Origin of the sequence: Streptomyces sp. NPDC005808, from assembly GCF_042871385.1 — a bacterium.
Classification (GTDB): Bacteria; Actinomycetota; Actinomycetes; order Streptomycetales; family Streptomycetaceae; genus Streptomyces.
The window spans coordinates 392,709-407,602 of sequence record NZ_JBIAIK010000004.1; the positions used below are offsets into that span (position 1 = coordinate 392,709).

Genomic DNA, 14,894 nt, shown 5'->3' on the forward strand with positions numbered 1-14,894 from the left:
ACGCTTCTCCAACGGCCTGCCTGCTCGGAGTGCGGTGAGCTCAGCTGCGGCGCACGCTTGAGACAGAGGGACCACAGTGGCAGCCGGGAACCCGCGGGCACCCAGGCACTCATGGGCTGTTGCGGGCGAAGACCGGAACAGGGGTCGGCAAGCCGCTGAACGAGCTGGCCCTCATCGCGCGAGGGAGCCTTCCATGAACGCTTACCCGCCCATAGCCGATCACGGGATGGTCGGCGACCTTCAGACTGCCGCGCTGGTCTCGTCCGAGGGGACGATCGACTGGTGGTGTACGCCTCGGTTCGACTCGCCCAGCGTGTTCGCGTCCCTCCTCGACAGTGAGCGAGGGGGCTACTGCCGGCTTTCCGCAGATCTCGCTCCGAAGGACGGGGCCGCGGTACGTCAGCTCTACCTGACGGACACGGCCGTCCTGGTCACCCGGTTCATGGGGCCCGAGGGCGTCGGTGAGGTCGCCGACTTCATGTCCCCCCTGGACACCACATCGACTGACCGGCATCGCCTGGTGAGGGTGGTGCGTGTGGTGCGGGGCAGCCTCGACTTCGACCTGGTCTGCCGCCCGCGGTTCGACTACGGGCGCGCTCCGCACACCCTTGAGCGGGTCGACGACAAGTCGGTGACCTTCCATGGTCCGGACACGAAGCTGTATCTGCAGACCATGGGCCCCTTCGTCATCCAGCCCGACGCCGAAGACATCACCGCCCGCTGCACCCTCGCCGCCGGAGACATCGCCGCCGTGGTGTTGACCAACGCGAACGACGGGCCGCTTCCGCCCCTGCCGTCGTTGGACGAGATCACCGAAGAACTGGAGTCCTGTCGCACCTTCTGGCACACATGGCTCCGCACCAGCTCCTACCGAGGCCGCTGGCGCGACATCGTCAACCGTTCGGCGATCACCCTCAAGCTGCTCACCTACGCACCCACGGGCGCGCCGATCGCCGCACTGACCATGGGGCTGCCGGAGCAGATCGGCGGTGAGCGCAACTGGGACTACCGGTTCACATGGATACGCGACGCCTCCCTTTCGGTCAGGGCCATGACGGACCTCGGGTTCGTCGACGAGGCCGCTGCCTTCCGCCGCTGGCTGCGCGAACGCGTCGCCGCCGGCGGCACCGCCTCGGGCGAGCCGCTGCAGATCATGTACCGGATCGACGGCGATCCCTACCTGACCGAGGAGCTCCTGGACCACCTTGAGGGCTACGCAGGATCCGCGCCCGTGCGAGCGGGCAACGCGGCGGCCGACCAGATCCAGCTCGACATCTACGGTGAGATGGCGGACGCCCTGGCCCAGACGCGGGACATGGGCGACATCAGGGGCTGGAAGGCGTTCGCCGACGTCCTGGACTGGCTCGCCGACCACTGGGACCGGCCCGACGAAGGCATCTGGGAGACCCGTGGAGGCCAGCAGGAGTTCACCTACAGCCGTCTCATGACGTGGGTCGCCTTCGACCGGGGCATCCGTCTGGCCACTGCCTTCTCCCGCCCGGCCGACGTCGGCCGCTGGACGGAGGTCCGCGACACGGTCTTCAAACAGGTCGTCGAACGCGGCTGGAGTGCGAAGCGGCAGGCGTTCGTCCAGCACTACGCGACCGACGTCCTGGACGCCTCGCTCCTGCTCATTCCCAAGGTCGGCTTCCTCTCCCCGACCGACCCGTCCTGGCTCAGCACCCTCGAAGCGATGGACCAGGAACTGGTCAGCGACAGCCTGGTCTACCGCTACAACCCCGAAGCCTCCCCGGACGGGCTGCGCGGCTCCGAGGGAACCTTCAACCTGTGCAGCTTCCTCTACATCGAGGCACTGGCCCGCGCCGGCAGGCTGCAGGAGGCGAGATACGCCTTCGACAAGATGCTGACCTACGCCAACCACGTCGGCCTGTTCGCCGAGGAGATCGGCCCGTCGGGTGAACAACTGGGCAACTTCCCCCAGGCGTTCACGCACCTCGCGTTGCTCGCCGCGGCCATCGCCCTCGACGAGCAGCTCGACAAGGCAGAAGGGAACGGCGCCGGTGGCTGAAGCCGATACCTCCGCATACCCGCCGGGTGCTATGCGCGCCGTGCTGGCCCCACTCGCCCTGGCCCAGTTCATCTGCAGCTTCGCCGGTTCGAACATGAACGTGATGATCAACGACATCAGCGAGGACCTGGACACGACCGTGCAAGGAGTGCAGGTCGCGATCACGATCTTTCTCCTGGTCATGGCGGCGCTGATGATTCCCGGCGGCAAGCTGACCGACCGCTACGGCCGCAAGCGGTGCTTCCTGGCCGGTCTCGCCGTGTACGGCGTCGGCGCCTTGCTGAGCGCCGCCGCCCCGGGCCTGGGCGTCCTCATCCTCGGCAACTCGATCCTCGAAGGCGTCGGCACGGCGCTGCTCATCCCGCCCGTCTACATCCTCACGACGCTCCTCTTCACGGAAGTGACCTCCCGTGCCCGCGCGTTCGGGGCCGTCATGGCGCTGGGAGGCATCGGCGCCGCCGCAGGGCCGCTGATCGGGGGACTCATCACGTCCGCCATCAACTGGCGGGCAGCCTTCGTGTTCCAGGCCCTGGTGATCGCATTGATCATCATCCTGAGCCGCCGGATCAAGGACCCCCTGCCACCGGATCCCGCACGACCCTTCGACACCGCCGGAGCGATCCTCTCGGCCGTCGGTCTCATCCTCGTCGTCACGGGGATCCTGGCGGCCGACAACAACATCTGGCTGATGACCGGCCTGATCGCCCTCGGTGCACTCGTGCTGCTCTGGTTCTTCCGGTCGGTACGCGCCAAGGAGCGGACCGGCGGAGAGCCACTCCTGTCGACGAGCCTGTTCCGCAACCGCACCTCCAATCTCGGTCTCGTCACGCAGAACATCCAGTGGCTCCTGCTGATGGGGACGTCGTTCGTCGTCGCGACCTATCTCCAGGTCGTCCGCGGATACGACGCGATCCAGACCGGCGTGATCTTCACGGCCGCCACGCTCGGCCTGCTCGTGTCGTCACTGGCCGCCGCACGCCTGGCGAGGCGGTGGGCACAGCGCACCCTCATCGTGACGGGCTTCGTCGTGGCGATAGCCGGAGTCGGCGTCCTGCTGGCCCTGGCAAGCGGCTCTCCGAGTGCCTGGGCCTTCGCGCCCGGACTGCTGCTGATCGGCCTGGGCCTCGGCCTGAGTCTGACCCCATCGGTCAACGTGGTGCAGTCGAGCTTCCCCGACGAGCAGCAGGGCGAGATCTCCGGGCTGTCACGCAGCGTCTCCAACCTCGGTTCCTCACTGGGCACCGCGGTCGCCGGCACCATCCTCGTCGCCGGCCTCACCTCCCATGCCTACGGAGCCGCGATGATCACACTGGCGGTCCTCGGTCTCGTCGGCCTCGCCACCGCGGTGTTCCTCCCCCGGAGCCTGGTTTCGAGCAGCACTCCTTCTCTGTCGCACGAACCCACGTGAGCTGTCCTGGCCGTCCGATCCGTGCCCGCATGCGATGCGCGGCGAGGGAGGCGAAAATGGGATGGTGGGATCGTTTCCCGCGGGTGCAGGTAGGAACACAGGTGATCGCTCATGTGCCGATGGCTCGCTTGCTCGGGAACACCCCTGCTGCTCGACACCATCCTCTACAAACCGGCCCACTCGCTGATCGATCAGAGCCTCCACTCAAGACTGGGAGTCGAGACGACGAATGGCGAAAAGGGCGTCGACCGGCACGGCGGTGCGACAGACGAACTGCCACCCGTTCCGGCGCGGCCGCTGGATGTGTATGCACAACGGTGCCATCGCCGGCTTCCACTCCATGCGCCGCGAGCTGCATCCCGACATGGCGTTCCTGCCGGGGGTGTCCGACGAGACCCGCCTCATCGTGTCCGAGCCCCTCGGTGATCTGCCGGGTGCCTGGAACGAGGTGCCCGAGAGCAGCTACGGCGTCGTACAGGCCGGAGCCGACGAGTTGCATCCCTTCGTCCCAGAACCGGCGTGACGCGTCAGCAGACAGTGCAGACAGCGGGCGGGGAAAGTCACATCGGCAGCGGTCCCTCGCACGGCTCAGACAGGAGGGTCTGTGATGACCCAGAACGCGACCACGGCGATGCGCGCGGCACCCCACACCACGCCCGGGGAACGCATGGCTCTCGGCAAGGAGGCGCGGCGCCGCTCACCACGCTCGGGCCACGCCCAGTACCGGCCGCCTCCCGACCGGCCGGACCCGCTGGCGATCCTGGAGGCGCAGTCCGCGGCACGGGTGCCCGAACTCGTCCCGATCCGCTACGGCCGGATGATGGAGGCCCCGTTCCGCTTCTACCGAGGCGCCGCCGCGATCATGGCGTACGATCTGGCCGGCAGCCCGACCTCGGGGATCACGGCCCAACTGTGCGGGGACGCACACATGTTGAACTTCCGTCTGCTCGCCTCGCCGGAACGGCAGTTGGTGTTCGACATCAACGACTTCGACGAGACACTGCCGGGCCCCTGGGAGTGGGACGTCAAGCGGCTCACGGCGAGTCTTGTCATCGCGGGCCGGGCGAACGGGTTCGACGACGCGGAGCGCGCCCGCATCGTGAGCTCCACGGTCCGTTCGTACCGCGAGGCGATGATCCGCTTCGCGGGCATGAGCAACCTCGACGTCTGGTACGCGAAGATCGACGCGGACCGCCTTGAGTCCCTGGCCGCAGGCCGACTCCACGGAACGAAGAGCGGTCGCAAGAGGCTGACCCGTGCCATGGCGAAGGCCCGCACCCGCGACAGTCTGCAGGCTTTCGACAGGCTCACGGAGACGGTCGACGGCCGGCCCAGGATCGCGGCGGATCCCCCACTGCTCACGCCTGCCGGCGACCTGCTGCCGGACGTCGAGCGCAGCGCCCTGGAGCGCCGGTTCCGCGGCCTGCTCGAACGGTACGGCGGCACGTTGGCTTCCGACCGCCGTACGCTCCTGACGGACTACCGACTGGCGGACGTGGCCCGCAAGGTGGTCGGCGTCGGCAGCGTGGGCACCCGATGCTGGATCTTCCTGCTGCTCGGCCGGGACGGCCAGGACCCGCTCTTCCTCCAGGCCAAGGAGGCCGACACCTCCGTACTCGCCGCACACGTCGGCGCCAGCCGCTACCCCAACCAGGGCGAGCGGGTGGTCTCGGGCCAGCGGCTGATGCAGGCCACGAGCGACATCTTCCTCGGCTGGGAACGGGTGGACGGAATCGACGGCAGGCAACGCGACTTCTACGTCCGCCAGTTGCGCGACTGGAAGGGCATCGCCATGCCGGAGAGGATGCAGCCGAAGGACATGCAGACGTTCGGCGAACTGTGCGGACTCACGCTGGCTCGTGCGCACGCGCGGTCCGGCGACCGCATCGCGATCGCCGCATACCTGGGCAGCGGCGACTCGTTCGACCGCGCACTCGCCACCTTCGCGGAGGCATACGCCGACCAGAACGAGCGTGACCACCAAGCCCTGGTCGACGCGGTGCGCGCGGGCCGGCTACCCGCGGAGGAGCTGCCGACAGCCTGACACATGCCCGTGACGTGACCCTGGCGGACAGGGGTCGTGACCCTGACGGACAGGGGTAGTGAGCGCCGTGGCCGAGACCTACGAGAACGCCCAAGGAACGACCGTTCCGATCATTCCGGCCGTGCCGTGGGCGGATCCCCAGGGAGACCCCTTCCTGCGCACCCGGTTCGCCCTCCCCGCGCGGCCCGCCACGTTCCTGCGGCGGCAGCGGCTCGTCCAGCACCTCGACCAGGCTCTCGGGACGCCGTTGGCCCTGGTCAACGGCCCGGCCGGAGCCGGCAAAACCCTGCTGGCCGCCGACTGGGCCGCCGGACTGCGGCAGCCTGTCGCCTGGCTCACCGTCGAAGCGGGGGACCGGCGTCCCGGGGTGTTCTGGGCGTACGTCCTTCAGGCACTGCGCGCCGGCGGTGCGTCGGCATCCGACGCGGTCGGGGTCCCCGCGGACGCGTCCGGAGTGGACCGCAAGCTGCTGGCAGCACTCGCCGCCGAGCTGAACGATCGCGACCGGCCCGTGGTCCTCGTGCTCGACGAGTACGACCGCGTGACGGATCCGGAGGTCACCGAGCAGCTGGAGTTCGTCCTGCACCACGCCGGGCGTGGCCTGCGCCTCGTCCTCGTCACCCGCACCGAACCGCTGCTGCCGCTGCACCGTTACCGGGCGGCCGGCGAGCTGACGGAGATCCGCGCCGCCGAACTGGCGTTCACCCCCGAGGAGGCCGTCACACTGCTGGAGCTGCACGGTCTGAGCCTTCCGGTTCCCGCCGCGGGCGCCCTGGTGGACCGCACCCGGGGCTGGGCCGCCGGTTTGCGCCTGTCCGCCCTGGCCGCTCTGGACAGCGCCGACCCGGAGCTCTACCTGAAGGAGTTCGAGGCGGACCGCAGTACGGTCGCGGACTTCCTGCTGGCCGAGGTCCTCAGGCAACAGCCGGAGGAGACGCAGGGCCTCCTGCTGCGGGTCAGCGTCCTGGAGCGTTTCTCTCCCGATCTGGTCAACGCGCTGACCCTGCGGACCGATGCCGAGCCCATTCTCGCCGGGCTGCACCGCGACAACGCGTTCGTCGAGCATCTCGGGCACTCCTCGTACCAGCTCCACCCGCTGTTCCGGGAGATACTCCGGGCCCATCTGCGCGTGCGTCTGCCCGGCCTGGAGCCCGAACTCCACCGGCGGGCCGCGCGGTGGCTGGGTCGTTACGGATTCCTGCCGGAGACACTCGCCCACGGCGCCGCCGCGGGCGACTGGGATTTCGCCGCCGGTGCCCTCATCGACGACCTGGCGATCGGGCAGCTCTTCACCGGCCTGCGCTCGGACGACCTGACCGGGTTGTTCTCCCACATGGGGTCCGACGCCCGAAGCCCCGCGACGGACGTCGTACGCGCCGCCCGTGACCTGTCCCGGCACGACCTCGATCATGGTCTGGCACGTCTGCGCCTCGCCGAGGAGCGTCTGGCCGAGGACGCGCCCGACCTGGCAGCCGCCCAATTGAGCTGTGCTCTGCTGGAGGCACTGGCCGCCCGGCTGACCGGCTGTCCCCCACAGGCCGAAAGGGCCGCCGAAGCGGCCGACGACCTACGGCAGGAGGTCCCGGCGCACCTCCTGGAGAAGCATCCTGAACTCACCGCTCTCCTGCTGACCCATCTGGGCTCGGCCCGCCTGTGGGCCGGGCGTTTCGAGGACGCGCGCGATGCCCTGACCGCGGCGGCCGCCGCTCCCGGCGGAGCCTCCACCGTGCTGCCCCGAGAGGACTCCATGGAGCACCTGGCCCTGCTCGACTATCTGAACGGCTGGCCGGGCCGAGCGGAGCGCAAGGCCCTGGCGGCGGGGTCCGAGATGGAGCGGGTCGGCCTTCCCCAGCCGTCCGGCTCCGGCATCGGACGGATGGTCCTCGCCGCCGTGGCCGTCGACCGCCATGAGCTGGGCCGGGCCCAAGCCCTCCTCGACGAGGCGGCCCAGCTGCCGCCAGGGACACATGACCCGGTGTCGGCGGCGGGACGGGCCCTGGCCACAGCTCGCCTGCTGTTGGCCGGCGGCAAGCCACGAGCCGCCGTGGAGGCGGCTGACCCGGACGTCTCCGCCGCCGTGGCCTCACCCTGGGCGACCAGCCATGAAGCCCTCGTCGCCTCCGCCGCCCACCTGGCCGAAGGGCGGCCGGAGACAGCGGCCGAGGTGCTCCAGGGTGTGTCCGCCGACCAGCCGGCGTGTGCCGTGGAGGCCGCGGCGATCCAGCTCGCCGCGGGCCGTACCGGGGCGGCCATCGACCTGCTCGACAACATCCACGGCGGGGTCCGCGCCGGGCCGGCGGTGACCGTGCGGGCAGCGCTGGTGAGGGCTCAGGTCGCGGAGGGGGCGGGAGACACCGCCACGGCCCGCAGGCTGGTGGCACACGCGCTCCTCGACGCTCGGCGGGAGCGGCTGCGGCGTCCGTTCCTCGATGCGGGAGCGTGGCTGCGGCCTCTCCTGGCCACGGCTCCGCTCCACGAGCTGGCGGCGGGCTGGCTCACGCCCGGCACGCCGCGACACGGTGGGCGACCCCGGCCGGAGGCGCTGCCCCCGCCGCTCGTCGCGGTGGAGCTGAGCGGACGCGAGCGCGACGTCCTGGAGCGGCTGGCCCGGATGATGTCGACGGAGGAGGTCGCAGCCGACCTCTACGTGTCGGTGAACACGGTGAAGACCCACCTCAAGAGCGTCTACCGGAAGCTGGCGGTGAACCGGCGAGGCGACGCGGTGCGCCGCGCGCGCGACCTCCGGCTGCTGTGAACGCGCGTCGGTGAGAGCAGGGGGTTGCTCAGGCGCCCGCGCTCCGGCTCGCACAAGGACACACGTCACAGGCGCCGGTGACGGCGCCGGTACCAGAGTGCGCCGACCGCGGCGGACGCCGTGGCCAGTGTGATGCCGAGGACCGGCCGGCGGCTCCCGGCGATGCGCGCCGTGCAGAACGCGACGGGAACGAGGACGAGGAACGGGCCGCCCCACGAAAGATCCCTCCGATACGACGGTCCGACGGCCCGACGGCCCGACGGCCGCGAACGATCACCCGGACCCGGAGCTCGGCCTCAGTGGCGGTGGGGTGGTTCCGCCGAAGCGAGGCGACCGCTTCGGGCACGGCCGGACCGATACGGCGGACGGCGAAGTCGGCGAGGAGTTCGGGGAGGGCGCCCCGGATCGGTGACGGCCGACGCCAGCAGCGACCGTTCAGGGGAGGGCTCCTTGCGGGAACCCGCGGTTTCCGGATTCTCCCGGTGCGGCACAGATCGTATCTACCGTAAATCTCCGTAATCGGGACAGATGATCGGCTCTCTCTCCTTTCGTGCCGCCCTTCCCCCGTGACGGGTGAGGCACGGGGGACGTGCTTCGGATGCGATGGGAGGAGCGGCGAGGCATGCGCCGCCGCGCCGAGTCCGGAGGGAGTCACCGTTGTCCAGAACCAGGACCGGCCCGGCCACGGCCCGCGGGGAGCGCCGTGCCGAGCGCCGCACCCACGCGAACTACACGGGCGGTGTCTACGGATCCATGCTCGCGGCCTCCGTGGTGATCGGCGCCGGTTCCCTGGGCTCCTTCCCGCGCACCGAGCTGGTGCTGCTCCTGTTGCTCACCGGCCTGGTGTTCTGGATCGCGCACGTGCACGCCCAGCTGTTCGGGGCCCGCCTGGCGCAACAGGCTCTGGACCGCCGGGTCGTACTGGACGTCTGCCGTGACGAGTGGCCGATCGTCAAGGCCGCCGTCCCGCCGGCCGTCGCGGTGGCCGTCAGCCCGCTCCTGGGCCTCGACGTGCGAGGTGCCGTCTGGCTGGCTGTCTCCGTCGCCGTGGCCGGACAGGTGGGCTGGTCCGTGGCCGCGGCGCGCCGCGCCGGTGCTTCGCGGCGGCTTCTGGCCACCACTGCATCGGTCAACCTGCTGCTGGGCCTGCTGATCATCTCCTTCAAGATCGTTCTGACGCATTGAGTAGGGGGCTCATCCGTCCCGTTCGTGGCCGGCGGACGGTCACCTGTACCGGGTGAGGCCCGAAGGAGCACGGAGGCGCACGATCGCAGGGAAGAGCGCCGTCCGCCTGTCCCAGGCGGTCCATGGGAGGACAGCTCGTGCGCTACGAGATCCGAGTCGAGGGACACCTGTCGGAAACGCTGGCCAAAGCGTTCCCGGAGCTGGGCCACGTGGTGATGTCCGGACAGACCGTCCTGTTCGGTCCTGTCGTGGACGAAGCGCACCTGTACGGGCTCCTGACACGCTGCCAGTCCCTGGGACTGCGTGTCGTGGAGATGAGGCAGCTGCCGGAGTAAGAGGACCGGGCGGTGTGGGTGCCGGGTCGAAGAGCGCCAGGAACAGCGCCGGTTCATCGCAAGGCCGTGGGACAGGCGCCCGGAGATTCCCGCCTCACCGCCACGGCGGCGCCGGCGGATCACCCGTAGTAGGTGAGCCCGGCACCCGGTGACCGGCGTGACCCTGGAGCGGTCAGGCACACCGTTCCCCCAGACGCCGCCCTGTCGGCGGTTCGGGAGCGACCCACTCGATCACGCGAGGAGGAGCCATGACCACGTCGCGTGATCGGGCGCCGTCCACCGGACCAGAACCCCCTGCCGCCGGGGCGGCCCCCCGCCCGGTGAGTGATCCTTCGGACGTGCTGGCGCAACTGGGCCGGTCGTGGACCTGGATCCTGGGCTCGGCGGTCGCGACGGTGGTGCCGGGCGTCCTGGCGCTGGTCTGGCCGGACGAAACCCTGCACGTCCTGGCAGTCCTCATCGGGCTGTACCTGCTGGCGACCGGGGTGTTCCGGTTCGTGGCCGTCTTCGGCCGGGAGGAGCACGGTGAACGGCTCCCGGGGCTGCTCCTGGCCGTGCTGTACGTCCTGGCCGGGGTCCTGTGCCTGCGGAACCCGCTGCAGACCATCGCCTCACTCTCGCTGATCGTCGGCGTCGTCTGGCTCGTTTCCGGCATCCTCACCCTCTACACGGCCATCGCCGCCAAGGACCTGCCGCACCGCGGTGTCGTCCTGGGCGCCGCGGTGCTCGGCATCGTCGCGGGAATCGTGGTGCTCGCCCTGCCGGCGGAGTCGGCCCGCGCCCTGGCCCGGCTGCTCGGCCTGTGGCTCGTCCTGCTCGGTCTGGCCGAGGCGGCGGTCGCCCTCGCGTGGCGGGCCGCGCTGCGAAGGACGCGCCCCACGGGGCCGGACGCCCCCGTCGGGAGAGTCTGACACCGCACCGCCACTCCGACGGGCGCACCGGACCGTGCGGCCGCCTCCGTACCCGGCCGACCCGGCCGACCCGGCCGACCCGGGCGGCGACCGGCGCAGCCGGGGCGGTCCACCCACGGAAAGGAGCATTCATGAACCCGGCCGACGTCGTGCTGTTCATGGTCCGAAGGGTCTGTCTGGACTCGGTCCCGTGAGCCATGGCCAGGACACCCAACCCCGCCCCCGCGCCCCTCAGACACAGGGTGGTGGAGCGGGCCCTGGCGGGCCTGCGGTCCGGTCCGGTGGCCCGGCTGCTTACCCGCCTGTCGGCGCTCAACGTCGTGGAGGGCTCTGTGCGGCTGGCCGCGCAAGCCTTCCTCACCGCGCTCCCGCTGCTGATGACCGTCGCGGCGTTCGCCCCCGAAGGGGTGCAGGAGCTGCTGGCCGACTCCGTCCGTGCCGTTCTGGGGGTGCGGGGCGACACGCTCGACGAGGTACGCCGTACCTTCTCGGCCACCGGCACACCACGAGACGCCGCCGGAACCGTGGGCGTAGTGGTGACACTGGTGTCCGCCACGGCGTTCAGCCGGGCGCTTCAGGCGGTCTGCGAGCGGTGCTGGCACCTGCCCCGCTCACCGGTGCGGGCCGCGGTCTGGCGCTGGCTGCTCTGGCTGCTCGTCTGGCTGGGCGTCCTCCTGGTCCAGGCGCCGCTGCGCGACGGACCGGGAGTCGGCGCGGTGACCGGACGGGTGCTGGCACTCCTGTCCTCGACGCTGCTGTGGTGGTGGACCCAGCATCTGCTGCTGGGCGGCAGGATCGGCTGGCGGAACCTGCTCCCGGGAGCGCTGCTGGCGGGCGTGGGCACGGTCGTACTGAGCTGGGCCGCCGGTCTTTTCGTGCCTACGGCCATGGAGCGCAGCCTCCAGGAGTTCGGACCGCTGGGGCCGGTCTTCACTTTCCTGTCCTGGTTGATCGCCGTGTTCCTGGTGGCGGTCTCGGGCCTCGCTTTCGGCGAGTACGTCGCCTCCTCCGACTGGTACCGGACAGCCGCCGCACCCCGCCGTACGCGGGCCGAACCCTGATCCTGCCGCTGGAGCGCGTCCCTCGAGTGCCGGGGCCGCCCGCAGGATCACCCGCGTCGGGTGAGGCCGGCCGGCCCCGGCCGCGCCCACGCTGAGACTGCACGCAACGGCGGCCGGGCGAGCGCCCGGAACGGAGGAGAGACATGAGTGCGCAGACGTACCTCGCGTATGACTATCCCCTGCTGAGCGTCTTCTGGAGCATGCTCTTGTTCTTCCTGTGGATCATGTGGTTCGTCCTGCTCTTCCGCGTCATTGTCGACATCTTCCGTGACGACGACATGAGCGGCTGGGCGAAGGCCGGCTGGCTGGCGTTCACCATCCTGCTGCCGTTCCTGGGCATCTTCGTCTACGTGATCGCACGCGGCAAGAACATGGGCCGCCGGGAAATATCCCAGGCGCGAGCACAGCAGGAAGCCTTCGACGCCCACATCAGGGAAGCGGCAGGCGCCCAGGAGAGGCCCAGCAGCATCGACGAGCTCGCCAAGCTGTCCGACATCCGTGCCCGCGGCGACATCACGGACGAGGAGTTCCGCAGGGCCAAGGAACTGGTCCTGACCGACTACGGCACGCCCAGTCGCTGAGCACATGGACACCACGAATCGAGGCACAAGATGACCGCGACATACACCCAGCCGGCAAACACGGCGAAGCAGGAATGGGCAACCGGCCTGACCGCCTTCGCGGCCGTGATGCTCTTCCTCGTCGGCCTGCTCGACATCTTCCGGGGCATCATGGGCATCGCCGAGGACGACGTCTTCGTGACGACGCGCAATTACGTGTTCCAGTGGGACCTGACCGGCTGGGGCTGGATGCACCTCGCGCTGGGCGCGCTCGCCGTGATCGTCAGCATCGGGCTGCTCCGGACCGCGACCTGGGCGCGCGTTGTCGGCGTGGCCGTCGCCGCACTCGTCATCATCGCCAACTTCCTCTCCCTGCCGTACTACCCGGTGTGGTCGGTCGTGATGATCACGATCTCGGGCTTCATCATCTGGGCGCTGTGCACGGTCCAGCGCGACAACCTCTTCGACCTGTCCGAGGAAGGGCCAAGGTACGAGGAGCGCCAGCCGCCCAGGACCTCGTATCCGCACGGGCCCGCATGAGCACACAGCGATCAGGATGTGAAGCGGCGGCCGACCAGCCCTGTAGGTGCCGGCCGTCGCGACGGCGCGTGGCGATACCTCAGCGAGCAGCCGCGCCGGCCGCCGAGTCAGGGGGCGGGGCGGAGCCGGTGTCCAGGAATTCGCGGATCGCGAAGCCCACCAGCACGATCACCGTGATCCACACCACGACCATCGTGGTCGGGTAACTCCAGGTGAACAGGACGATCGCGGCGACCACCAGGATCGCGGCCCCGATCCACCGCTTGAAGCGGTGCACGAACCGCCCGAGCGCACCCAGGCGAAGCCCTCCCGACTCCGCCACGTCGCGCAGCGCGCCGATGCTCCCGCGGCAGCCCTTGCGGACGAACACGGCGACCCGCGACGGCCCGCTGAGAAAGGCGCCGAGCGCGGTGATGAGGGCGACGGCACCCAGCGCACGCACACCGGCGCGCAGGAACCTGACCAGCGCGTCGTACACCGCTCCGGCGGCGGCCGGGGACGCGCCGGAGGGTAGATGGTCGAGGTAGACGTCACGGAAGACGGTGAGTGTGATCCCCAGGAACAGCATGGCCGCGAACACCGCCAACGCAGCCCCGATCAGCGCGTACCGGCGGTTGAACGCCGTGTACACCCCAGCCGCGGCCACCAGCAGGGCGATGACGGGCAGCCAGCTGCCCATGATCTCCAGGACCCTCATATAGGTCTTGATCTTGCCGATGTCCTTCGACTGGACCACCACGAAGTCCGTGTGGACATCGGGGATCTTCGCAGCCACTCCCAGGCCGGCACTGACCAGCCGCTCCTTGACCTGGGCCACCAGCGGTGCCACGTCGATGGCCACCTGGTCGTTCTTCAGCGAGACCGCACCGCCGCCCTCGCCCGTCAGCGCCTTGTCGACGGCCGAGTGCACCTTGCGGTTGCCCTCCACCCAGACCGTCTCGAAGGCACTCGTGCTCACCACCCGCTCCACGGTGCCGCTGACCAGCTGCTTCAGACCGCTCGTGATCGGCCCGTTCAGGCTGTCGACCAGCTGGGCCGCCCTCGGCGGCACGCCCTTCTCCGACACGGTGTCCTGCAGCTGCTTGACCAGCGCGTCCACGTCGATCTGTGCCAGCACCACGTTGGTGACCCGGTTGGTGACCGCCTTCTGCACATCCGGATCGGACGCCAGCGGCCCCACCGTGGCGACGTAGCGGTCGGTGTCCCGCACAATGCTGTTCGCCCACACCGCGACCACGGACAGCAACGACAGCAGGGCCGCGAAGAGGATCAGCAGGACCGAGCCCGTGAACCGTAGTCGGTGATGCCGCGCCGCCTCCGGGCGAGCAGCGCTCTCCAGGGCACCTACGCGGTGCCGCAGTTCATCCAGTTCGCTGCGCTCCCGGTTCGAGAGCGGCTCGTCGCCTGTGTGGGCCATGGACACCAGAAGATCCGTGCGATGCCGAATGCGCGACCAGTGTGCGCCCGACGGGTGAACCGCGCACGACGTGCGGCCGTCCCGGTGCGGTGAGGCAATGGCAGGGGGGAGCAGGCACGAACCCAGCAGGTGACGCCGTGAGCGACATATTCGCAGCGGTTTCACCAGACACCCACACCTGCCGTGACATAAGGAATTTGCGCAGGTCAGCGGCCATGCCAGCACCCAAGCGTGGTGGCTTCCCAAACTGAGAGTGCGAGTTCGATTCTCGTCACCCGCTCCATATGAGACCCCCAGGTCGACGACCCGGGGGTTCTTTGTTGTCTGGACCAGTGGGCGGGGCGCGCACCACAACCGCACCATAAGGGCGCTGCCGCTGCCGTGGGCTTCTCCCTGTGGTGCGCGCGGCTGCTGCTGTAGTGCTGGGTACGTACCGTCCTCGATGCGGCCCTGGAGCATCTGCGCCAGCCGCACATATTTGGGTGCAGCCACCTCGTACGCCATAGCTCCGCCCAGCCGTGCCACTCTCGTGCCAGAACAGACGGGAACTCACGGGGAATCAGGGTGGGCAGGGGTGCGCACGGCCAGACTCCGTCCAAGGCAGAGAATCCGCAGATCACACGCGTGGTCGCCCAACCTCGCTCCTAAA

At 69.9% G+C, this 14,894-nt stretch carries 11 protein-coding genes and 1 pseudogene; 11 read left to right on the forward strand and 1 reads right to left on the reverse strand.

Annotated features, from left to right (window positions below; translation table 11 throughout):
• Positions 1 to 193 precede the first annotated feature (193 nt).
• The 11 genes and pseudogenes from ACFYPC_RS12210 (at position 194) to ACFYPC_RS12260 (ending at position 12,828) form a co-directional block, all read left to right on the forward strand.
• The gene (locus ACFYPC_RS12210; RefSeq protein ID WP_388674087.1) at positions 194 to 2,029 is read left to right on the forward strand and encodes a glycoside hydrolase family 15 protein; all 1,836 of its coding nucleotides are present in this window, start codon (positions 194 to 196) and stop codon (positions 2,027 to 2,029) included.
• Positions 2,030 to 2,060: 31 nt separating this feature from the next.
• A complete protein-coding gene (locus ACFYPC_RS12215) occupies positions 2,061 to 3,437 on the forward strand; it encodes an MFS transporter (protein WP_388674331.1) in 1,377 nt (458 codons plus the stop codon).
• Between the two features lie 111 nt (positions 3,438 to 3,548).
• Positions 3,549 to 3,960: pseudogene (locus ACFYPC_RS12220) on the forward strand (hypothetical protein).
• 84 nt (positions 3,961 to 4,044) lie between these two features.
• A complete protein-coding gene (locus ACFYPC_RS12225) occupies positions 4,045 to 5,481 on the forward strand; it encodes a DUF2252 domain-containing protein (RefSeq protein WP_388674089.1) in 1,437 nt (478 codons plus the stop codon).
• 67 nt (positions 5,482 to 5,548) lie between these two features.
• Positions 5,549 to 8,236: a LuxR C-terminal-related transcriptional regulator gene (locus ACFYPC_RS12230; RefSeq protein ID WP_388674091.1), complete on the forward strand. Its 2,688-nt coding sequence runs from the start codon at positions 5,549 to 5,551 to the stop codon at positions 8,234 to 8,236.
• A gap of 657 nt (positions 8,237 to 8,893) precedes the next feature.
• On the forward strand, positions 8,894 to 9,421 hold the full coding sequence (locus ACFYPC_RS12235; RefSeq protein ID WP_388674093.1) for a hypothetical protein: 528 nt from the start codon (positions 8,894 to 8,896) through the stop codon (positions 9,419 to 9,421).
• A 137-nt stretch (positions 9,422 to 9,558) separates the two neighbouring features.
• Positions 9,559 to 9,756, forward strand: coding sequence for a hypothetical protein (locus tag ACFYPC_RS12240; protein ID WP_388674333.1), 198 nt, complete (start codon positions 9,559 to 9,561; stop codon positions 9,754 to 9,756).
• Between the two features lie 248 nt (positions 9,757 to 10,004).
• Entirely contained in the window at positions 10,005 to 10,667 is a 663-nt protein-coding gene (locus ACFYPC_RS12245) for an HdeD family acid-resistance protein (RefSeq protein ID WP_388674095.1), read from the forward strand.
• A gap of 245 nt (positions 10,668 to 10,912) precedes the next feature.
• Positions 10,913 to 11,728: a YhjD/YihY/BrkB family envelope integrity protein gene (locus ACFYPC_RS12250; RefSeq protein ID WP_388674097.1), complete on the forward strand. Its 816-nt coding sequence runs from the start codon at positions 10,913 to 10,915 to the stop codon at positions 11,726 to 11,728.
• Between the two features lie 143 nt (positions 11,729 to 11,871).
• Entirely contained in the window at positions 11,872 to 12,309 is a 438-nt protein-coding gene (locus tag ACFYPC_RS12255) for an SHOCT domain-containing protein (protein WP_388674099.1), read from the forward strand.
• Positions 12,310 to 12,339: 30 nt separating this feature from the next.
• On the forward strand, positions 12,340 to 12,828 hold the full coding sequence (locus ACFYPC_RS12260; protein ID WP_388674101.1) for a hypothetical protein: 489 nt from the start codon (positions 12,340 to 12,342) through the stop codon (positions 12,826 to 12,828).
• Positions 12,829 to 12,907: 79 nt separating this feature from the next.
• Here ACFYPC_RS12260 and ACFYPC_RS12265 read toward each other — a convergent pair whose 3' ends face one another.
• Positions 12,908 to 14,245 (reverse strand): hypothetical protein, encoded by a 1,338-nt coding sequence (locus tag ACFYPC_RS12265; RefSeq protein ID WP_388674103.1) that lies wholly within the window; start codon positions 14,243 to 14,245, stop codon positions 12,908 to 12,910.
• Positions 14,246 to 14,894 lie beyond the last annotated feature (649 nt).